Genomic DNA, 21,082 nt, shown 5'->3' with positions numbered 1-21,082 from the left:
TGAATCACAGCCAATCCGCGATGACGACTTGCGGTAAAGCGGTACCCTAACCATGATTCAATCCGGGGCATAATCACAATGAAAACTCGTACTATCGGACTACCCCAATACCTGGCCTATGGCTCGGGTGATTTCCTCGGGGCAGGCACCACTGCCCTGACGGCAGCCTGGTTACTCTATTTCTACACCACCTTTTGCGGCCTTTCTCCTATTGAGGCAACGTTTATCTTTGCCGCCGCCAGAGTTCTTGATGCGGTGGTCAGCCCGCTGATGGGCTACCTGACCGATAACTTCGGCGGCACCTGGCTGGGCAAACGCTTTGGACGGCGCAAGTTCTTTATCCTGCTGGGAATCCCCTGCGTGTTCAGCTATAGCTTCATGTGGGTCGGCGATATGAATTTCTGGTACTATCTGCTGACTTACCTGCTATTTGATGTCATCTACACCATGATCCTGGTTCCCTATGAAACACTGGTGCCGGAGATGACCGATGATTTTAAACAAAAGACCAAATTTTCCGGCGCCCGCATCGCGCTGGCGCAGCTTTCCGCTATTCTGGCGGCCTTTCTGCCAGGCATCCTGCTTTCGCATTTCGGTAAAGACAACGCCATTTCCTTTTTCTATGCCAGCCTGGTTTTTTCCATTATCTGCGCCATCGTACTGACCCTGGTATATCTCTTTACCTGGGAGCGGCCGGCCGAACTCAAATCGGAAGCGGTGCTGAAACTGGAGCGTGAAAAACAGCAGTTGACCCTGACACAAAGCCTGAAGCGGTTGCACGTGGAATTGACCTCTACCCTCAGGATCAAAATTTTCCGTCAGCATCTGGGCCTGTATCTCGGCGGTTATATCGCCCAGGACGTGTTCAATGCGGTATTCACTTATTACGTGGTATTCGTGCTGATGCAAAGCGCGACCGTGGCCTCCAACCTGATGGGCGTTATGGCCATCATGCAGTTTATCTCGGTTATCGGTATGATCCCGCTGTGTATCCGTTTCGGACCGGCGCCGTCTTACCGTCTGGTGGTCTGCCTGTTCGGCCTGGCGGCTATCTCCTACTCAATACTGTATTACGCCGGGGTAAGCGATGTATTTGCCCTGCTGCTGCTGGTATCGGCTATCGCCGGTCTGGGGCGCGGCGGCATCAACTATGTGCCGTGGAATATCTATACCTATATCGCCGATGTCGATGAAGCGGTCACTTCACAGCGCCGCGAAGGCATCTTTGCCGGCATCATGACCCTGACCCGTAAAGCGTCTCAGGCCGGCGCGGTGATGTTGGTCGGTATCGTGCTGCAATTGTCGGGATTCGTGTCTGGCAAGACCGAACAGTTGCCATCGGTCAGTCATACCATCCTGCTGATTTTAAGCGTTGGCACCATCATCGTACTGGCCATCGGCTTTGCCATTTCGCTGAAATTCAAACTAAATCTGCAGACCCATCGGGTATTACAGCAGGAAACACGCAAGATGCGCGATGCTAACCGCACCGTGCCGGAAAACATTACCCCCGAAGCGCGCGCCACAGTTGAGATGCTGTCCGGCCTTAAATATGAGTCACTGTGGGGCAACAATAATATTGGCTACCTTAACCGCCATAAAGCGGCGCCGGTCAAAGCGACCGCCGAGAATTCGGGTATCCAGGGTTCAGAACACGATAAATATGCAGGATAAGACCATGACAATCTTTAGCGTAAAACACAGTGCCCTTTTGCGTCAGCCGGAACACTTTATTTCCCGTGACCAACTGAAATCCTTGATTTGCAAAGTGACGGATAATCTCGTCAATATCGAGGACAAAACCGGTGAGTTCCTGTTACGCCTGGACGATGGACGGGTTATCGACACCAAAGGATGGGCCGGTTGGGAATGGACCCACGGCATCGGTCTTTACGGCATCTATCAGTACTACCAGCAGACCAATGACGATGGCATGCGGGCGATAATCGACGACTGGTTTACCGCTCGTCTTACCGAAGGCACGCCGACCAAGAACGTGAATACCGTCTGTCCGTTCCTGACGCTTGCTTACCGCTACGAAGAAACCGGCAATCCGGCATGGCGTCCTTACCTGGAACGCTGGGCCGAATGGGTGATGTATGAAATGCCGCGCACCGAGAAACAGGGCCTGCAGCATATTGTCTACAACAATGAAAACCATCAGCAGATGTGGGACGACACGCTGATGATGAGCGTGCTGCCACTGGCCAAAATCGGCAAACTGCTTAACCGGCCGGAATTTGTTGAAGAAGCCACCTACCAGTTTTTGCTGCATATCCAATACCTGATGGACCGGGAAACCGGTCTCTGGTTCCACGGCTGGAGCTTTGAAGGCAACCATAACTTCGCCAAGGCCCGCTGGGCGCGCGGCAACAGCTGGCTGACGGTGGCGATACCTGAGTTTATCGAGTTGCTGGATCTGCCGGAACAACATGCCACACGGCGCTATCTGCTGCAGGTACTGACCAGCCAGGTCAGCGCCCTGGCCGGGTGCCAGGATGAAAGTGGCCTGTGGCATACGTTGCTGGATGACCGGGATTCCTACCTGGAAAGCTCGGCAACTGCCGGTTTTGCCTACGGCATCCTGAAAGCGGTGCGTAAACGCTATATCGACCCCTCCTGGGCGCCGATGGCCGAGAAAGCGATCCGCGGCGTGGTCTCCCATATCAACGATGAAGGCGAACTGGTGGATGTGTCCTTCGGCACCGCCATGGGCAGCGACCTGGATTATTATCGCCAAATACCGCTGACCTCAATGCCATACGGTCAGGCAATGGCGATCCTTTGCCTGTCTGAATATCTGCGCGTTTATCTTTGAACGCTTCCCGGCCTGAATAAACCGCCTGTTAAGGTTGGACGGGTGAAAGCGGGCTACCGCTGAGAGCCGGTGTTATTTGACCGAGGCCTGCGCACCTTACGGCAGGCCTCGCCTCCCTCTCCCCCGACCAGGTTGTACCTGCTGCGGGAACATTGCATAAATTGTGCGCAACTGACATTATATTGACTTGTGAACGTGGTCCCCATATATTTAGCAAACTACCTATTTACATAGTAACTATTACATGAGCCAGCTCAACGATCGCGATAAAGCCCTGATGTCTATAACAGTAACCATGACGCTGCTGACCCGAGGCTATCGGGCAAAAGCGGATAAGGCGGTCGCCCCGCTGGGACTTTCCTCGGCCATGGCCTGGCCCTTGGTGCTGATTGGCCGACATCCCCAAGGCATCCGGCCTGGAAATCTGTCCGAAGAGCTTGGCATTGAAGGTCCTTCCCTGGTCCGTTCGCTCAATCAGTTGGTCGATGCCGGCCTGGTCAGGCGTGAAGAAGACCAGATAGATAAACGGGCCAAGATCCTGCATCTGACCGACGACGGCAAAGCCATCAGCGTCCGCATTGAAGATGTACTGATCGAACTGCGCGCTACGCTGTTCGACGGTGTGGCCGAAGCTGACATTGACGCCTGCCTTCGCACCTTTGAGACGCTGCAGAAACGGCTCGGCGTTAACGCTATCCCGCTATTCCTTAATGGTGATGGACGCTAATTGGTGTCGCCGCTTCAGCGGGTAAGCTTTTTTACCCGCAATGAAATTATTTATTCGCTGAAGAGCTTCAGTGCAGCGATGCTGGCGCTATATTTGTCGAGCCGTGCCGGGCTGCCGAATACCTTCTGGTCGCTGATGACCGTCTATGTTGTCAGCCAACCGCTGGCCGGCATGGTGCGTTCCAAAGCGCTGTACCGCATCCTGGGCACCTTTGCCGGCAGCACCGCGACGGTATTTATGATTCCGTCGCTCTCCAATGCGCCGGTACTGCTAACGCTGGCGATGGCCCTGTGGGTCAGTCTATGCCTGTTTGTTTCTCTGCTCGATCGCACGCCCAAGGCTTATGCATTTATGCTGGCGGGCTATACCGCGGCACTGATCGGTTTCCCTACCGTACAGCATCCAGAAACCATATTCATCACCGCCGTATCGCGGGTAGAAGAAATCTGCCTGGGGATTCTCTGCGCCACATTAGTCCACAGCGTCGTGCTGCCGGCGGGCCTTGCTGGCACCATCACCGGCTTGATGGATAAAACGCTGAACGATATTCGCCGCTGGCTGGCGGATATCTTCTCAACGCCCGACACCAGCGAGAATGATCGCCAAAGCCTTTCTGTCGCCCGATTAAAACTGTCGATCGATATTACCCAACTGCGGCTGATGTCGACCCATATTCCGTTTGATACCAGCAATCTGAAATGGACTTCCGGGGCGGTCCGCGCCATGCAGGACCGGATTGCCGAGCTTATTCCTACCCTGTCGGCGGTCGAAGATCGCTTACAGGCGCTGTATAAGGCTGAAGGCGGCTGGAGCCCGGATATCCTGGCAGTGCAGGATGCTGTGTCTCGCTGGCTTGCCGCCCATGCGCTGCTGACCGACACGGCAGAGGCTTTCACGGCCACCAGCGACAGCGAACCGCTGGATGAACTGCGACAAAAGGTGCTGGCGCTGGAAACGGGCGGCGACGCATCGGACTGGTCCAAGGCGCTGCGTCTGTCGCTGGTGGATTATCTGGATGATTTGATGATCCAGTGGCAGTCCTGCCTGCAGCTGCGCCGGGATATCGACATCGGCCTGCAACAGGGGACGCCGCCGAATCGCCGTCAGGCATTCATTGGCAATCGGGTACTGCACCGGGATGTGGGCATGGCGCTGCTGTCGGCACTGTCGGCGTTTATCGCCATTTGCCTTTGCTGTCTGTTCTGGATAACCACTGGCTGGGCGGACGGCGCCACTGCCGCCATGATGGCTGCGGTATTCTGCAGCTTTTTTGCGGTGATGGATGATCCGGTGCCGGCCATCAATATGTTCCTGAAATTTACCCTCTGGTCGGTGCCGATTTCGGCGTTGTACATTCTGGTACTGCTGCCCTCGGTGCAGGATTTCGGCATGCTGGTGCTGGTCTGCGCACCCTTGTTCATTATCCTTGGCTGCTACAGCGCCCGGCCGGCGATGCTGCTGATTGCGCTGCCGCTGCTATTCGGAGTGGCCGGTACCCTGTCGCTTCATGATACCGCCCGGGCTGACCTGACCGGCTTTATCAATATTACTACCGCGCAGTTGCTCGGCACACTGCTGGCCGCCAGAGTCACCCGGCTAATGCGTTCCGTTGGCGCAGACTGGAGCGCCAGGCGGATCCGCAAAGCCATCAGGCAGGATCTGGTAACGCTGGCCGGCAGGGCCAGGGCGCAACAACTTAGGATTTTCGCCATCAGAATGGTTGATCGCATCGGTCTGGTGGTCTCGCGCATCGCCCAAAGCGAAGTCGGCCGCCACAACCGGGTGGCGCGAGAATCCCTGCGAGACTTGCGGTTGGGCGTCAATATCATTGCCCTGCAGCATATCCGCCGGTATTTCCCGATGGTGGCGTTTGGTGCCCTGCTGGCGCAGCTGGCTGAGTTGTTCAGAGATGAAGACAACCTGCCCAAGCCAGAACTGCTTATCGATATAGACACCGCGCTGAAAACGGTACTGGACCAAGGCCGGCATTATACCCCTCACAAGCGAACCGCCATCACCGCGTTGGTGGGCATCCGCCACAACCTGTTTCCCGATGCCCCCGCTTTCCTGATGACTCCTGGAGTGAATGCATGATTGGTGAAGCCAGTTTTTACGGCCTCTATTTCCCCTGGCTGATGCTGCTTTGCCTGGCAAACCTGGCGCTGTTCTGGCTGGTTCGCCGTGGGCTGGTGGCGGTCGGCTTTTATCGCTGGGTGTGGCACCCGGCGCTATTTGATATTGCGTTGTATTTTTTGCTCCTTTATGGCCTGTGCCATGCCACCTACCTTTTGCAGCGGTAACGGACTTATGAAACCTGATGACCTTCATCCACGCGCACGCCAAGCCGGCCGCATTGTTATCACCCTATTGGTGACCGCCGCCGCCTGTTGGGCGGTATGGCAACTGTGGGATCACTATGAACTCGCCCCCTGGACCCGCGATGGCCGGGTGCGCGCCAATGTGGTGCCGATTGCCCCCGATGTTTCCGGCCTGGTGACCGAGGTAGCAGTAAAAGATAACCAGCAGGTCAGGGCCGGGGAGTTGCTGTTTGTGGTCGATCATACCCGTTACCAGCTAGCGGTCAGGCAAGCGGAAGTGGCCGTCAAGTCTCAGCGAATTGCCATGGCCCAGGCCCAGCGAGAAGACAAGCGCAATGCCCAATTGGGATCGCTTATCCCGCAGGAAGAACGCGAACGCAGCCGCACCCAGCTTGAGCAGGCCCAAAACGGCCTGGCCCAGGCAGAGGTGGCGCTGGACAGCGCCAGACTGAATCTGGCCCGCGCCCAGGTGCGTTCGCCGGTTGATGGCCGGGTAACCAACCTGGACCTGCGTGTGGGAAGCTACGCGACGACCGGCAGACCGGTGATGGCGTTGGTCGATATCCGCTCCTTCTATGTAGAGGGCTACTTTGAGGAAACCAAACTGCCGCGCATTCATCTGGGCGACCGAGTAAGGGTTCTCCCGATGGGCGGCAATGGCCCGTTCGGCGGCACCGTAGAAAGTATCGCCGCCGGCATAGCCGAGCGGGATCGCCAGACCGGCGACAATCTGTTGCCCAGTGTCAATCCGACGTTTAACTGGGTCCGATTGGCCCAACGGGTGCCGGTGCGGGTGAAAATAGACCCACTGAATCCGGGCCAGCGCCTGGTGGCCGGCCAAACCGTTACCGTCGACGTGTTGGCCACCGGCAATAGCGCCACCGCTGCCCGGCAGGGGCAATAACCATGCCGGCCTCATTCAGCATTCACCCCCTGCAACCTAAAGCGCCACCGCTTGCCGATGCCTCCCTCACGCTTACCGCCAGCGAAGAACCCGAACCTTGCCGTCTTGCCGCTAGCCGGCCGGTGCAGCATAGACTGTCTATCGCCAAGCTGGTTCGACAGGCCATCCCTTCGGCGGCCCTGAGCATCAGCATGTTGTTATTAGCCGCCTGTAGCCTGAAGCCGCTGGGGCCGGATTATCATCCGCCGGCCGCCGGCCTGGTTCAGCAGGCGGGCAATGCCTCCCTGGTCACGGCTGATAACGACCGGGCAACGGTGGCAACCGTGACCGAACCGCTGCCGGACCATTGGTGGCAACTTTATCAAAATCCGCTGCTGGACCGACTGGTACAGCAGGCCCTGAGCCACAATACCGATCTACGCGTGGCGATGGCGACCCTTGAGCGGCAACAGGCATTACGTCAGGAAGCCGACAGCGGCCGGCAGCCCTCGCTAACCGCCAATGCAAAACCCTATTATGGCCATCCCTCGGGATTATCAGTGCTGCAACCCGGTAACGTGCCGGACAATGCCTGGCGCTATGACAGCGGTATAAGCCTCTCCTATCAGGTTGATTTGTTTGGACAAATCCGCCGGGCTATCGAAGTGGCGGATGCCAATAGCCAGGCCGCTGAAGCCGCCCTGGATCTGGTCAAGATAACGGTGGCCGCCAACACCGCCCGTGCCTATGCCGACGTTTGCGCCACCGGCCTGCAGTTGCACACCGCCCGCCGTTCTATTGATTTACAACAGCAATCGGTTGACCTGACCGGCCGCCTCCTGCAAGCGGGTCGTACCGGAGAGCTGGATCACCTGCGCGCCCGCGCCCAGTTGCAGCAGTTGAATGCCAGTCTGCCGCCATTGCAGGCGCGCAGACAAAACGCCCTGTACCGGTTGGCGACCCTCAGCGGGGAACTTCCCCAGAACTTTCCCCGCCAGGTCAGCGCTTGCGAGACGCCGCCGCAGTTAACGCATCCGATCCCGCTGGGTGATGGACGCGCCCTGCTGCAGCGCCGACCGGATATCCGCCAGAATGAACGGCTGCTGGCCGGCGCTACTGCCCGGGTAGGCGTAGCCATGGCTGACCTCTACCCAAAGATATCACTGGGGTTGACCGGCAGTGCAGCCGGTTTGATGGGCGGCATCGGTCAAGCGGATACCTTGGGCTGGAGCCTTGGGCCGCTTATCTCCTGGACCCTGCCTAATACCGGTGCCGCCCAGGCGCGGATTGCCCAGGCAGAGGCCGGCAGCCGTGAACAGCTGGCACGTTTTGACGGTTCGGTATTAAAAGCGCTGGAGGAAGTGGAAATGGCGCTGAACAATTACGCCCGCGAACTGGACCGTTGGCAATCGCTGCAGGCGGCGGTGAAGCAAACCAAAGAAGTGGCCGATAAAACCCGCCTGCTCTACAGCAGCGGAAAAATCGGTTATCTGGAAGTGCTGGATGCCGAGCGAAGCCTGGCATCCAGCGAGGCCGCCCTGGCCCAGTCCAGCGGACAGCTTGCCGACCATCAGGTGATGCTGTTCCTGGCCCTGGGCGGCGGCTGGCAGTCTCAATCGGCGGTCAACTAGGCTCGAGCTGCAATCGGTTTTTTCACAAACAGACCATAACTGAACGCCCCGGTTAACAGCAGTCCGGCGCCAAGGAAAAACACATTGGTGAAAGCGCCGGTGGCATCCAGAATAATCCCGGTGACAATCGGCGCGCTCGCCGCCCCAAGGAATCCGCCGAAGTTCTGGATAGATCCCAAGGAGGCAACCTGCTCCTTGGGAGCAATATCGGTCGCCAGCGTCCAGATGACCCCAGAAGGCAGTTGAGAACAGAAATACCCTAATGACAGCAGGGCTATGCACAGCGTGGTGTTATCAACAAACGGAATTGGCGCCACAAAGCAGGCCGCCAGCGCCGCGCCGCCGACAATCGGAATTTTACGTGCGGTAATGGTATTTATCCCGTTGCGGATCATGCGATCTGAAATGGCACCGCCGCACAATACGCCCAAAATACCGGCAAAAAACGGAATAGAGGCAATCCAGCCGGTCTGCTTCAGGCTGAATCCCAGCGAGTTCTCCAGGTAGCTCGGCAGCCAGGTCAGATACACCCAGATAGTAAACATGATCGAAAAGTTACCGATGATCATAAACCAGGTGGTTTTATGCCGGAACAATGACCCCCAACTGGCGTTAGACAGCGGTTCGCCGGCGCTGGCAGGCCGTTGCGCCCGCATGGCGTCAGCATGGATCAGCGCTTCTTCTCGGGCGGTCGGATCACGGTAGAATTTTATCCACGCCAGCAGCAGCGGGATCCCGGCCAGGCCGATGGCGATAAACATCCCACGCCAGCCCAGGGTCAGCAGCAATACCGTCAGGATCGGCGGTGCGATGGCGTTAGCAATCTGCGAACCGGTATTAATGATGGCGGTCGGCAGTCCCCGCTCCTTATCGGAAAACCAGCGATGGGTAATCTTGATACCGGAGGTGAAAAACGGCGATTCTGAAATTCCCAGCAGCATCCGCAAGCCGTAAAACATGGAATAACTGTTTACAAAGGCTGCCAACACGGTAAAGCCGGACCACAGTGCCAATGCCCAGGAAAACATTTTCTTCGGGCCCAGTTTGTCCACCAGCCAACCGGCCGGCAGATTGGCCAGCGCATACGGCCAGAGGAAGGCAGACAGCAGCATCCCCATCTGAGTAGAGCTGAAGCCAAACTCCTTCGCTATGGTGGTGTTGGCAATGCTTAGATTCGCCCGGTCCAGGTAATTAACCACCGCCGCGGTCAACAATATAATAATAATGCCCCAGCGTAACCGTGATACCGGTGAATGAGGAGTAGGTGTTAATGTTTTTGGGGTTGAGGTCGGTTCTTTCATCATTATTGTCGGTCCGTAAACAGGTTCAGGTGAAGTGCTTCACGGCTCTACGAACGTCATATTCGCCGTAGTTTGATTTCTTATCTAACCTCTTATCAGCAAACGATAAGCAAGGCTTACCCGCGTCCGCTCAATGTCGGGCGCAAAGCATCAACTCATCAAAGAATTTTTAAAACGGTAGATCAATTTTGCCGGTAAATAGCGGGCGAAAAATAGCTATCCGCCCTTCTCCATTACAGCCAGATTATTTATTGAGAAATTTTATCGTTATAATGGGCAGTGCCGCTGTTGATTTGATCCAACAGCACGGTTAATCCCCAAAATTTCTCCAGCACATCGTCTTTATTCACCCGGCAAAATGCACTGTCAAAAGTACCCAGCCGCTGATGATAAATCTTGGCATTCTTCGGGTATCCCAGGGTTTCGGTGACGGCGGCCAGGGAAAGGAAAGTGGCCAGTTCCTGCGCCAGCGCCGGATCGGCACTGGAACGATGATAAAGCCAGCTGTACAGTTCGGGATGGAAATTGGTAAATACCCCGCTGAACCCTTTGGAACCCGCCTGCATGGCGGTAAAAGCGATGGCTGCATTGGCATTGATGATATGGAGCGGCGTACCGGCAACCAGGCTGACGCGGCGGGTCACGGTAGGCAAATCGCAACTGACATCTTTAAGCACCACGAACCGGCCGCTATTGGCACAATACTGCAGCTCCTCATCGCTCAGCAGGCGACGATAAGGAGCCGGACACTCATACAATCCTAGCGGCATATGGGCCGGCAACGCAGCCAGCACTGTATCCAGCGTGCGGTAAAACACCTCACTGCCCCGGTTTTCTGGATCCAGATGATTGGTCACCAGCACCAGCGCATCAATACCGGTGCCCGCCATGGCAGTCAGCTCTTCGATCTGACTTGGGATAGCATCGCTAATGTGGCCTGAGGCAATCACCGGAATCCGTCCAGCCACTTTTTCCACCACAAAAGAGGCGAGAGCCACCCGTTCTGGCAGACTTAGAAACTGCATTTCGCTCGACTGGCAGACGGCAAACAGCGCATCGACGCCTTTGGCCAGATACCAGTCAATCAGCTTCTCAAAGCCGCGGTAGTCAATTTCATTATTATCGGTAAATGGCGTCAGCATTACCGGTACGATACCTTCGATTTGTTTCATCTTCTGACCCTTTTAAATGCAGGATATGTGGCCTGCCAAACAGCAAAATAAATGGTTAGCGCTGCGCCAGCCGTGCCACCACCTGCTGGTGGTCCGGCATATTAGCGGCGCCTTCGCGCTCAACGGCCAGGGAAGCAAAGGCCGAGGCATAGGTTGCCGCCTGGGCAATTGCCTGGCCGCCGGCCAGTGCCGCGGCAAAAGCGCCGTTAAAGGCATCGCCGGCGCCGGTGGTATCCACGCTGAGTGCTGGAAAAGCAGGGATATGCTGAAATTGCTGATTGTCTAGAATCAACGCCCCACGCGAACCCATGGTTATAATCACCCGCTCGGCCCCCAGGGCGACAATTTTCTGTGCAGCCTGTTTTGCACTGTCCAGGTCCCTGACATCGACTCCGGAAAGCAGCGAAGCTTCAGTTTCATTCGGTGTAATGACATCCACATATTTCAGGCAGCCGACAATATCGCTGGAATAAGGCGCCGGATTGAGAATAACCAGACAGCCCAGGGTCTTGGCGAGTTTCATTGCATTCAATGTGGCGACGAAGTTATTTTCCAACTGAACCAGCAGCACCTCAGAGTCGGATAGTTCCGCCTGCATGGCGATAACCTCTTCATCGGTAATGGTTTTATTCGCGCCTGGATAGATGGCAATCATATTTTCACCATCCTGCTGAGAAACATAAATAATGGCGTTGCCGGTAGGCTCGTGCTCGGACTGATAAAGTTTGAATGAATGAATTTGGGACGAAGACAAATGATCAAAGGCGAACTGGCTGAATTGATCTTTGCCGACTTTAGAAACGAAATGCACTTTGGCCCCGGCATGGCTGGCGGCCATCGCCTGATTTGCGCCTTTGCCGCCAGGGCCCAGCGCACTGCCCAGCGCCAATAAAGATTCTCCGCCTTTAGGAAAGCGTTCCACTTTCGCGACAATATCGACATTAAAGGAACCGAGAATACACACCTTACCTTTCATCATATTTCCTTTATTCATTGAACCCTGTTTTCTCTTCTGGCCTTCGAGACGCCGCAAAAGAACTTCAAAGTTGCCGTCGGTTTCAGTAATCAATGTGGACTGCATGCTGCGCCGGTTAATCACCGCCCCGCCATGACAGCGCTGGACCAGGTTCAATTGTGCTAATGCATTCAAGTCACTGCGTATCGTTTCTCTTGAGACGCTAAATGCTTTAGACAGGAACTCAACACTGATGCGTTCATGTTTATCCAGGTATGCAAGAATATGATTTCTTCTTTCTGCCAGAAACATCTTTGCCCCTTGGTGTTTGGTGAGAATAATCGAGTCAACCGCGTTTAAAAGTGACTATGTTCATAGGTTTTACGGCAAAACGGAAGCAAACGGAAGACAGGTTAAGCATACGAACACCCCTTAGCTGCAGGGATTATGCGGTTCTACCGGGCGTTAGCGTCCTCGCTCACTCGCGTCCAAACACCCGATCGGGCGGGACGGCATATTGATGGCTTGCAGTGACGGCTCTCAGGACACGTAAGGTGAAAATGCAAGCTAAGCGGCTTAAAGTGTCAAGTATCAGGGATGGGGTGGAGGTATGAGCCGTAGGTTCTGGGGCAAGAGGTATGCGGTATGCGGTATGCGGTATGCGGTATGCGGTATGCGGTATGCGGTATGCGGCATGCGGTGTGAATTATGAAGCAATGGGGTTTGGCCTAAAAATGGAGCATAAGCCTCTTTGTACTGATGCTCTGATTACGCCTCCAGCCGTAGGCGGACGATATTGCCAGAGCAGAACTGCCGCCCTGGCAATATCAGACTGCTTATGCGGTCGCTTTCAGGGACTTCATATCGATAACAAAACGATACTTCACATCGCTTTTCAGCATCCGTTCATATGCTTCGTTGATGTATTGGATATCAATGATTTCCACATCGGACACGATGCCGTGCTCAGCACAGAAATCCAGCATTTCCTGCGTTTCCTTGATACCACCGATAAGCGAACCGGCAATCGATCTACGCCCCATGACCAGCGATGCGGTGCTCGGCGCCGGATCGGTTTGGCCAATCAGCCCCACCAGCACCAAGGTGCCGTCCAGATTCAGGGTAGCCGTGTAAGGGTCCAAATCATGGGCATAAGGCACGGTATCAATAATCAGATCAAAATGATTGGCCACGTCTGCCATCTGCTGTTCATTGGTCGACAACACCACGTGATCGGCCCCCAAACGGCGGGCTTCCTGCTCTTTGCCGGCAGAACGGGTAAACAGCGTGACATCGGCACCGATGCCTTTGGCCAGTTTCAGCGCCATATGCCCCAGACCGCCCAAACCGACAACCGCCACTTTACTGCCTGGCTTGACATTCCAATGACGCAGCGGCGACCAGGTGGTAATACCGGCGCACAGCAACGGAGCCGCTGCTTTGGCATCCAGTTTTTCAGGTACGCGCAGGACAAACTTTTCAGACACGACGATTTTTTCCGAATAGCCGCCCAATGTAAGCTGGCCGTCATGGCGATCTGTACCGTTATACGTGGGCGTCATGCCTTCCTTACAGTATTGCTCAAGGCCCGCTTCGCAAGAGGAACAATGCTGACAGGAATCGACCATACAGCCAACGCCGACCCGGTCACCGGCTTTAAATTTCTTTACGCCACTGCCGACGCTGACCACTTTGCCGATAATTTCGTGTCCGGGAACCAGCGGATAAATAGCGCCACCCCAATCATTACGGGCCTGATGGAGGTCGGAATGGCAGACGCCGCAGTATTCGATGTCAATAACCACGTCATCGGCACGCGGATCTCGCCTGACAAATTGATGTGGGCCTAAAGCGGATTCAGAGGATTGGGCCGCATAGCCTAAAATGTTCAAAGACATTGTATTCTCCCGTATTTCATTAAACCAATGCCAGCAGTCTGGCACCGTTAAATCTACTTCGCCACCCAAAAGCGGTACTGTAATCATAGACCCTGGCGCTTAACCTGTGGCCGCTCAAGGGGTGGGCTGTAAATTACCGCCCTGGATAGCCGCAGAGCACTGTCGCTAGATGAGTACTTCCTGGCTCGCCCATACCCTAGCCTATAAGGTGAATGGTTGCATGCATTAATTGTTAATGGTTGTTAATATAATCGCCAAAAAATGCCAATGGCCACCGCCCGTTGGCAACCGACAGATTTAATTCAAATAATTAGCGGTTTAAATTACAGTATCCCTTATAACTCGTTTGCTTGTTTGTCGTCAGTGCCCTGAAGGGCAAGCAGGCAGGAAATAAAAAACAGGGATAAGGCAATTTATTATGTCGGATCAGTACACATCAAGTCAGCTGACAAGAGGTGAGGTATATACCCGTAAGCAGCTCAAAGCGCTATTTTCAATTAAAGACGCCACCCTCAATAACGGGATATTTCGCCCTAAGGGAACACCTTCAATCTGGTTATTCGTCACCCAGACCAAAACGGCGGATCGCACTCAATATGAGGATAAGCTCGAAGGCGACATACTGACGATGCAAGGCCAGACGCTAGGTCGTACCGACGACTTGATTATTTCCCATCAGCGTCGTGGTGATGAACTGGTGTTATTTTATCGGGCTCACAAGAGCCAGTATCCTGGGTATGGATTTGAATATATCGGCACATTTCGCTATGTATCCCATGCCGGAGCGCAACCTACCGGCTTTACCCTGCAAAAAATAGGCGAAGATCCCATCACCCGAGTGTTAGAAACGCTCAGCGATGATTTGCAGGGTGAACATTACTTTGATGTGGCCGATATTGAAGATGAGAGAAAAAAAGTATTACGCGCTATCGTCCAGCGACGGGGACAACACCCCTTCAGGCGGTCGCTGTTAAAGGCTTATAAAGGGAGCTGCTGCATTACCGGTTGCAAAATTGAAGAAATCCTAGAGGCAGCGCATATCTATCCTTATAAAGGCGAGAAAAGTAATGCAGTGGCTAACGGCCTATTGCTTCGTGCCGATCTACATACTCTGTTTGATTTAAAACACCTCAGCGTGGATCCCAAAACCTATCAGGTTCACCTCTCGGCAAAATTAATCGGTACCGAATATCAGGTCTATGAGGGAAATAAGCTGCTGCTGCCGGAACAGGCTGAAAACATGCCCAGTAGGTCTTCTCTTGCAAGCCATTTCAGCGAGTTTATCGCCCAACATACCGGCCTGTCGGTGAGCACGCCGGTTAAGTGATCGGTTGGTGCTCCCATTGTGGGTTAAAAAGTCTCTTCTATCTGCCTGACGATGGTATCCAGATAGCGCCGTTCGCTGTCGGAGGCTTGATGGGTGTAAATAATCATCGAAGCGACGCCTTGGCCTGACGCAATGAAATGGAAAAGATACTGCCGCGGATTGCCGGGGAAGGTGCCGGCACCATTCCAGAAGCGCAGTGGGTCCCTGATCATCCTATAGCCTGGCGTCGATAGTTTTACCCCGCTGTCGTTGATAAAGGCCTTTACTTGGGCGTCTAGCGAGGCATTTTCTGCGGTATTAAGCGTCAAAGAGAATGACATATCGGTCTGCTTATCCTGAAACGAGTACCCTACACTGCCTGGCAGGGTTTCGTTTCTGATAATCCAGCGCTGGGCCAGACGCAGTGACTGTCCGGTCAAGGGATTGGTCCAGGTCTGCGGCAGCGTGCTGCCTTGATCCTGAATCGGCAGGGGAGCGCGCTGCAGCGGGGGGGAATAAAAATGGCCGGTAATGGCGCCGGAAATAGTGCTCAGGGCCAGGGCCGCCAGCATAACCACCGGCAACAGCAGCCAATTAATTACCCTCCGTCGCCCTTCGACCCCTTTTATCCGTAAAAAAATCAGCATTACCAAAATGCCGCCCACAACGGTATCAAGCAACCGGGCCATAACCCTGGCGGCGGTACCCGCAAGCGGCGGCGTTGCAGGCAGTTCAGCGTGTTGACTAATCGTAGCAGCTAACGATAACGTCCTGGGCACCGGCGGCGGAACCCTGCCGATGACCGGTTTGAATTGAGGGATGCCCCCCAGCATTTCCCAATCCGCACGGCCATCACTCCAGACCAGGGTCTGCTGATTGATGCGACCATTTTTGATACAGTCGACGAAGGCATCCTCAGGCAAAGGTCCTCGCTTTTCACTATGTTCTACAAACCACCATGAACGCGTATTGCCCATTGCCTGACCGCTCCCTGGATAAGATGAGATAGGATATAGACGCGTCAAAAGGATAAGTTATCGGCTTGACGGCGTTAACTGCTTGATAGGCGACTTATTTTCGGAGATCTAATATAGCGCAATTCGTTGCGAACGCCTTGCGGGTTACATCGCAAAAAACGCGATCATGTTCACATATCAGCCTGATAAACTCACAACAGCTCCGAACGGGCCGCCGCGGCTACATGCCTGAGAATTTCATTCTCAGTTACCCGCAGGCTTTCAAACTGGGTAATGCCGTCGAGGCCGCACACCAGCCCTATCAACCGCCAGGCAATGTCTTCAGCGCTGTCGCCGGCGTTAAACTCGCCATTACTGCGTCCGGCTTCAATCACCCTGACCGTTGCCTGATGCCATTCCGACATGCATAGCGCAAAGGCAGACCTTATACATTCATCTCTTTCGGCCAACAATACCGCTTCATTCCACAACCGAGTTTCCCTTTTACCCTGTTCATCCTGAGGATACCCCAACACCCTCATCAGTTGATCTTCAGCCGCCAGGGCATGGTGCCGGGCGGCAAACTGCCCTAAGGACGCTTTGACCAGCGTTACAAACGCCTCGGCGCGCAACTGGCCGACCGATGCAAAATGGTGATGTACCTGCCCGGTGGCAATGCCGGCCTCGGAGGCGACACGGCGGACGGTGGTGGCGGCAATACCTTCATGCATTTCAACCCGCATGGCGGCCTGCACGATGGCGGCATGACGATCTTCCCGATTAAGGTAAGCCATGGTTTCCCTGAAAGTGCTATTTAACTGAAGATAGTCAAGTATGCGATAAGTTGGACTGATGTTCAAGTTGACGGTACAATGCGGTTATTGAACGTGTGTTCAACTTTATGTCGCGGCTTTTCAGGTTTGAGAATTATGTCGAAAAAATGGTTTATTCTGAGTGTCATTATCCTGATGTACCTGCCGGTATCGATTGATGCCACGGTATTGCACGTTGCCGCCCCCCAATTGGGGGTCGCCTTGGGCGCCACCGGCAGCGAATTATTATGGATAATCGATATTTATTCGCTGGTGATGGCCGGCATGCTGCTGCCCATGGGGGCGCTGGGAGATAAAATAGGCTTCAAGCGCCTGGCGATGCTCGGTGCGACGCTATTTGGGCTGGCCTCGCTGGCCGCCGCGCTGGCGCCTTCGGTGGCGGCGTTGATTACCGCCCGGGCAGCCTTGGCAATTGGCGCGGCGATGATCCTGCCGGCGACATTAAAGGCGCTGCGCCAGACCTTCAGCGATGAGCGTGAGCGATCTTTTGCCCTGGGAATCTGGGTGGCCGTCGGCACCGGCGGCGCCGCTATGGGACCGCTGATTGGTGGTCTGCTGCTGAAGCATTTCTATTGGGGATCGGTGTTCCTTATCAATATTCCTATCATCCTGACCGTGCTGCTGGTCACCGCTATGCTGATTCCGCGCCAGGATTACCATCGGGAACAGACCTGGACACTAAGCCAGGCCCTGGTGTTGATCTCAGGTATATTACTGCTGGTCTACGCGGCCAAAAGCGGACTGAGGGGCAGCGCCGACTGGCGCATAACCCTGCTGGCGCTACTGAGTGGCGTCGGATTGCTGTTCTGGTTTGTACGCCATCAACTGGGATCGGCCAAGCCCATGATCGATCTGCGCTTGCTGACCAGTCGGGTAATAGCGGTCGGCGCACTGATGGCCATGACCGCCATGGTCGCACTGATAGGCTTTGAATTGCTGCTAACCCAGGAATTACAATTCGTGGTAGGGAAAACGCCTCTTGAGTCGGGTATGTTCCTGTTGCCGTTAATGATAGCCAGCGGCGTTTGCGGTCCGTTTGCCGGCTGGCTGCTGTCGCGCTGGGGACTGAAGCCGGTAGCCGCCGCCGGTATGGCGCTTTGCTCGCTCAGCCTGATGGGCCTGGCATTGACCGACTTTACCACCCAATCTTATCTGGCCTGGGGCTGGATGATACTCATGGGCTTTAGCGTTCAGGCATCATTGCTGTCATCTACCACTGCCATCCTATCCAGTGCGCCGCCGGAAAAAGCCGGCGCGGCAGGATCGATTGAAGGGATGGCCTATGAACTGGGGGCCGGGTTGGGCGTGACGATATTCGGCTTGATGCTCAGCGGCAGCTATGCCGCCGCCATCGTACTGCCGTCGTCCCTGCCGGCCGCCCTGGCTGAACGGGCAGGGGCATCCATTGGTGAAGCAGTCCAGGTGGCAGGCATGCTGGGTCAGGATCAGGCAGAAGTCCTGATGGCGGCAGCCAGACAGGCGTTTACGGCGGCGCATAGCCTGGTGCTGGCCAGCGCCAGCGTGATGTTGCTGGTACTGGCGGCCGTGGTCTGGTACATCATCCCCAAACGGACTGTCCCGCTGATGGTGCACTGACAGTCCCGGGCAACCCATGGACAGCCGCGCTGACGGCGCCGATAAAAGACCGGGTTATCGGCCTGTCGGTAATAGAAAGGGTTCCACAGGGGTATCCGCCTGTCAGTAACAGAAAAGGTTCCACAGGGGTATCCGCCTGCCGGTTAAGCCAGTGGGGCCGGCCGGCACCCTGTTAACGAGGAAATCAGTTGTGAACTATGTCTGTGATTGCGATCGCTGCTTTTTATCAGGTTTAGGCTATTCTGAAATCACTTAGTATCCAGAGGGTTTTGGTAAAGCGGCTGTCAGAGGTCCGGCAAGATGCCGTTTGCCACGCCGTTGATGGTCGCCCTTTAGCTTTTGCAGGTCACTTTCCCGGATAGTCTTTTCGCGGTCAGGATAGAAGTATCCGATGATAAACAGGCAGGAAGGAGATCCTATGTCTGACATCAAAAGCACATCGCTCAGGCCTCGTCTGTATCTGATCCCTAACCCACGCCTGTGTGCGCCGCCCCATTTGTCTCCCGGCGAACGGGTGCTGCTGTTTGACGGGCAATGTGTCCTGTGCCGCCGAATTGTGCAATGGCTTATCCGTGCCGATAAAGACAAACGCATCCATCTTGCTACCGTGCAATCCCCCGCTGGACAGGATTTGCTGCGCTGGGCGGGATTACCCACCGATAACTTCAGTACCATCGCCTATATCGCCGAGGGCGACGTTTCCATCCGTTCCGAAGCCTTTTTCAATGCGCTGACCCAACTGGTCTGGCCCTGGCGGCTATTGCTGATGCTGCGGTGTTTGCCGCTGGCGCTGCGCGATAAAGTGTATAATGGTATAGCCCGTAATCGCTATCGCTGGTTTGGCACCCTGCCTGACGGCACTATGCCGCCGGATGATTGCCATGGCCGCCGCTACCTGGATAAAGGTCTCGTCGCCCTGCCCAGCCAGGCGCCCGACTGCGGCCAAAAATAAAAATAACCCCACATCGGTAGCCCGGCGGGGTTATTTTAACAACGCTGAGCGGGCAAACCTCAGCTCATCTGACGATCGTCTATATACTGGCGTTTATCCGGCGGTGGCGGAAAATACTGATAGAGCCAGGTTTCAGACAACGCCTTCTGGCCGGTACGCAGATACATCCGCATCTCGATCGGGTCTACCGCATCACTGTCCGGCATCCAGTCAAACAAAATCCGATAGCCCTTCATCGGTTCGACATACAGAATTTCAATATTGCTGATTTTACCGGCTGATACGTTAATCACCGGCTCGATGCCTTTGCTGGCAGACTCAATCAGCTCTTCGCCGACATAATCAATGGCAAAGCGACGGGCCCAGGTTTTAGGGAAGAACTCACCCGGAGCCCAACCCTCAGGAAAGCCGCCCATGCCGGTGCGGGTCGCCCTGACGCGCGCCAACGGACTGCTGACCGGCGGCTCGCCGCTCCAGTAAAGACGATAGCTGAAGCTGTATTCGCCTCCGGCCTTGATAGGCTCAGCCGGCTGCCAGAAGCAGACGATATTATCCAGCGTCTCGCCGGTGGTGGGGATTTCCAGCAGATTAATATGGCCCTTGCCCCATTTGCCGATCGGTTCGACCCACAGCCCGGGACGCTTGTTATACCAGCCAATGACATCCTGGTAGTCATCAAAGTTGTGGTTAAGCTGCAGCAGGCCGAAACCCCGCGGGTTCTCATCCACATAAGCATTAAACTGCAGCTTTTGCGGGTTGTTCAGCGGTCGACAGACCCACTCGCCATTGCCGCGCCACATCGCTAACCGGTCGGAATCATGAATCTGCGGATGAATAGTGTCGCACATGCGACGTTCATTAGTGCCACAGCTGAACATGCTGGTCATCGGCGACACGCCTAACTGCTTGATGTCGGCACGGGCATGGATGTGTTTCTCGATATCCATGACGACGCGCTCAGGCTCGCAATGGATGACAAAACGGTACGCACCGGTGGCGCTGGGGCCGTCCAGCAGCGCATAAACGGTAAAGGTGGTATCCGATGCCTTGGGGGTATCAAACCAGAACGCCACGAAGTCAGGAAATTCTTCCAGCTTGTCGGTAAAGGTATCAATCGCCAGTCCGCGGGCTGAAAGGCCATACTGGTAGGTATCATCCACTGCCCGAAAATAACTGGCGCCCAGGAACGACACCACGTCTCGACGGGTCAGTTCCGGTGCTTTATTGACCTTGAAGCCGGCAAAACCCAGGTTATCCCGGCCTTCGAGCTGGGTGGTATCCACGCCGGCGTTATGATAGTTGAACAGCTCAGGGCGGAAATGCACTTCACGCGCCTGCCCGACCTTGGCATCTACCGAATACATCCGAACCTGACGTTTGAATCCCATGCCGACATGGAACAGATGGACGTCAAGCTGGCGGCCTTCAATATCGTTCCACAGTGAATGTTGGGCATCATATTGAATATCGTTGTAGGCCTGGGGGGTCAGTTCTGCCAGGGTTTTTGGCAGATCGGCAGGCGGACCGCCAAAAGGTTTGCGAGAAAGGTCTGCCGCCATGGTTTTGAGAATGGAAAAATTGAAAGGAACAGCGTTACCATCAGCAATCTCATCAGCGGCCAGGGCCGAACGGGTAAACATTGTTGCCATGGTGGGCGCGCCCAAATAGGCAGCCAACGCCATTGAAGCTTTCAGAAATGTTCTTCGTTCCATGCGGTAAAGGGTTCCTGTACTGGG

17 protein-coding genes are annotated in these 21,082 nt (G+C 55.2%); 10 read left to right on the top strand and 7 right to left on the bottom strand.

Annotated elements, in window-relative coordinates; translation table 11 throughout:
* The first annotated feature begins 78 nt into the window (after positions 1-78).
* The 7 genes from EDC52_RS10140 to EDC52_RS10110 all read left to right on the top strand — a co-directional run bounded on the left by EDC52_RS10140 (position 79) and on the right by EDC52_RS10110 (position 8,377).
* Positions 79-1,674 (top strand): MFS transporter, encoded by a 1,596-nt coding sequence (locus tag EDC52_RS10140; RefSeq protein ID WP_131865217.1) that lies wholly within the window; start codon positions 79-81, stop codon positions 1,672-1,674.
* Between the two features lie 4 nt (positions 1,675-1,678).
* Entirely contained in the window at positions 1,679-2,818 is a 1,140-nt protein-coding gene (gene bglB / locus EDC52_RS10135; RefSeq protein WP_131865216.1) for a beta-galactosidase BglB, read from the top strand.
* A 277-nt stretch (positions 2,819-3,095) separates the two neighbouring features.
* Entirely contained in the window at positions 3,096-3,545 is a 450-nt protein-coding gene (locus tag EDC52_RS10130; RefSeq protein ID WP_131865496.1) for a MarR family winged helix-turn-helix transcriptional regulator, read from the top strand.
* Positions 3,546-3,548: 3 nt separating this feature from the next.
* Positions 3,549-5,639 carry an FUSC family protein gene (locus EDC52_RS10125; RefSeq protein WP_230468010.1) on the top strand — a complete coding sequence of 697 codons (2,091 nt, stop codon included), beginning with the start codon at positions 3,549-3,551 and terminating at the stop codon, positions 5,637-5,639.
* Positions 5,636-5,845, top strand: coding sequence for a DUF1656 domain-containing protein (locus EDC52_RS10120; protein ID WP_131865215.1), 210 nt, complete (start codon positions 5,636-5,638; stop codon positions 5,843-5,845). Before EDC52_RS10125 ends, EDC52_RS10120 begins: the two co-directional genes overlap by 4 nt.
* A 7-nt stretch (positions 5,846-5,852) precedes the next feature.
* Entirely contained in the window at positions 5,853-6,767 is a 915-nt protein-coding gene (locus EDC52_RS10115; RefSeq protein ID WP_131865214.1) for an efflux RND transporter periplasmic adaptor subunit, read from the top strand.
* Positions 6,768-6,769: 2 nt separating this feature from the next.
* Positions 6,770-8,377 carry an efflux transporter outer membrane subunit gene (locus EDC52_RS10110; protein ID WP_230468009.1) on the top strand — a complete coding sequence of 536 codons (1,608 nt, stop codon included), beginning with the start codon at positions 6,770-6,772 and terminating at the stop codon, positions 8,375-8,377.
* Here EDC52_RS10110 and EDC52_RS10105 read toward each other — a convergent pair.
* The 4 genes from EDC52_RS10105 to EDC52_RS10090 form a co-directional block, all read right to left on the bottom strand.
* Positions 8,374-9,678, bottom strand: coding sequence for an MFS transporter (locus EDC52_RS10105; RefSeq protein WP_196237761.1), 1,305 nt, complete (start codon positions 9,676-9,678; stop codon positions 8,374-8,376). The two genes, EDC52_RS10110 and EDC52_RS10105, sit on opposite strands and share 4 nt — an antisense overlap.
* Positions 9,679-9,926: 248 nt before the next feature.
* On the bottom strand, positions 9,927-10,850 hold the full coding sequence (locus tag EDC52_RS10100; protein WP_131865212.1) for a dihydrodipicolinate synthase family protein: 924 nt from the start codon (positions 10,848-10,850) through the stop codon (positions 9,927-9,929).
* Positions 10,851-10,905: 55 nt separating this feature from the next.
* Positions 10,906-12,117: a ribokinase gene (gene rbsK, locus EDC52_RS10095; protein WP_131865211.1), complete on the bottom strand. Its 1,212-nt coding sequence runs from the start codon at positions 12,115-12,117 to the stop codon at positions 10,906-10,908.
* A 524-nt stretch (positions 12,118-12,641) separates the two neighbouring features.
* Positions 12,642-13,703: an NAD(P)-dependent alcohol dehydrogenase gene (locus tag EDC52_RS10090; protein WP_131865210.1), complete on the bottom strand. Its 1,062-nt coding sequence runs from the start codon at positions 13,701-13,703 to the stop codon at positions 12,642-12,644.
* Positions 13,704-14,121: 418 nt separating this feature from the next.
* Between EDC52_RS10090 and EDC52_RS10085 the strand changes: the two genes are divergently transcribed.
* The gene (locus EDC52_RS10085; protein ID WP_131865209.1) at positions 14,122-15,030 is read left to right on the top strand and encodes an HNH endonuclease; all 909 of its coding nucleotides are present in this window, start codon (positions 14,122-14,124) and stop codon (positions 15,028-15,030) included.
* A gap of 23 nt (positions 15,031-15,053) precedes the next feature.
* Here EDC52_RS10085 and EDC52_RS10080 read toward each other — a convergent pair whose 3' ends face one another.
* Positions 15,054-15,986, bottom strand: coding sequence for a DUF4339 domain-containing protein (locus EDC52_RS10080; protein WP_131865208.1), 933 nt, complete (start codon positions 15,984-15,986; stop codon positions 15,054-15,056).
* A gap of 191 nt (positions 15,987-16,177) precedes the next feature.
* Positions 16,178-16,759, bottom strand: coding sequence for a TetR family transcriptional regulator (locus EDC52_RS10075; protein WP_131865207.1), 582 nt, complete (start codon positions 16,757-16,759; stop codon positions 16,178-16,180).
* Positions 16,760-16,894: 135 nt separating this feature from the next.
* Here EDC52_RS10075 and EDC52_RS10070 point away from each other — a divergent pair, with 135 nt between their 5' ends.
* Positions 16,895-18,394 (top strand): SmvA family efflux MFS transporter, encoded by a 1,500-nt coding sequence (locus EDC52_RS10070; protein WP_131865206.1) that lies wholly within the window; start codon positions 16,895-16,897, stop codon positions 18,392-18,394.
* Positions 18,395-18,812: 418 nt separating this feature from the next.
* Positions 18,813-19,346, top strand: a complete 534-nt coding sequence (locus EDC52_RS10065; RefSeq protein WP_131865205.1) for a thiol-disulfide oxidoreductase DCC family protein — start codon at positions 18,813-18,815, stop codon at positions 19,344-19,346.
* 59 nt (positions 19,347-19,405) lie between these two features.
* Here EDC52_RS10065 and EDC52_RS10060 read toward each other — a convergent pair whose 3' ends face one another.
* The gene (locus EDC52_RS10060; protein WP_131865204.1) at positions 19,406-21,058 is read right to left on the bottom strand and encodes a glucan biosynthesis protein D; all 1,653 of its coding nucleotides are present in this window, start codon (positions 21,056-21,058) and stop codon (positions 19,406-19,408) included.
* Between the last annotated feature and the right edge of the window lie 24 nt (positions 21,059-21,082).

The organism is Biostraticola tofi, assembly GCF_004343195.1.
Taxonomy (GTDB): Bacteria; Pseudomonadota; Gammaproteobacteria; order Enterobacterales; family Enterobacteriaceae; genus Biostraticola; species Biostraticola tofi.
Note: the sequence above shows the minus strand (reverse complement) of the source record. Positions and strands in the feature narration are given on the sequence as shown.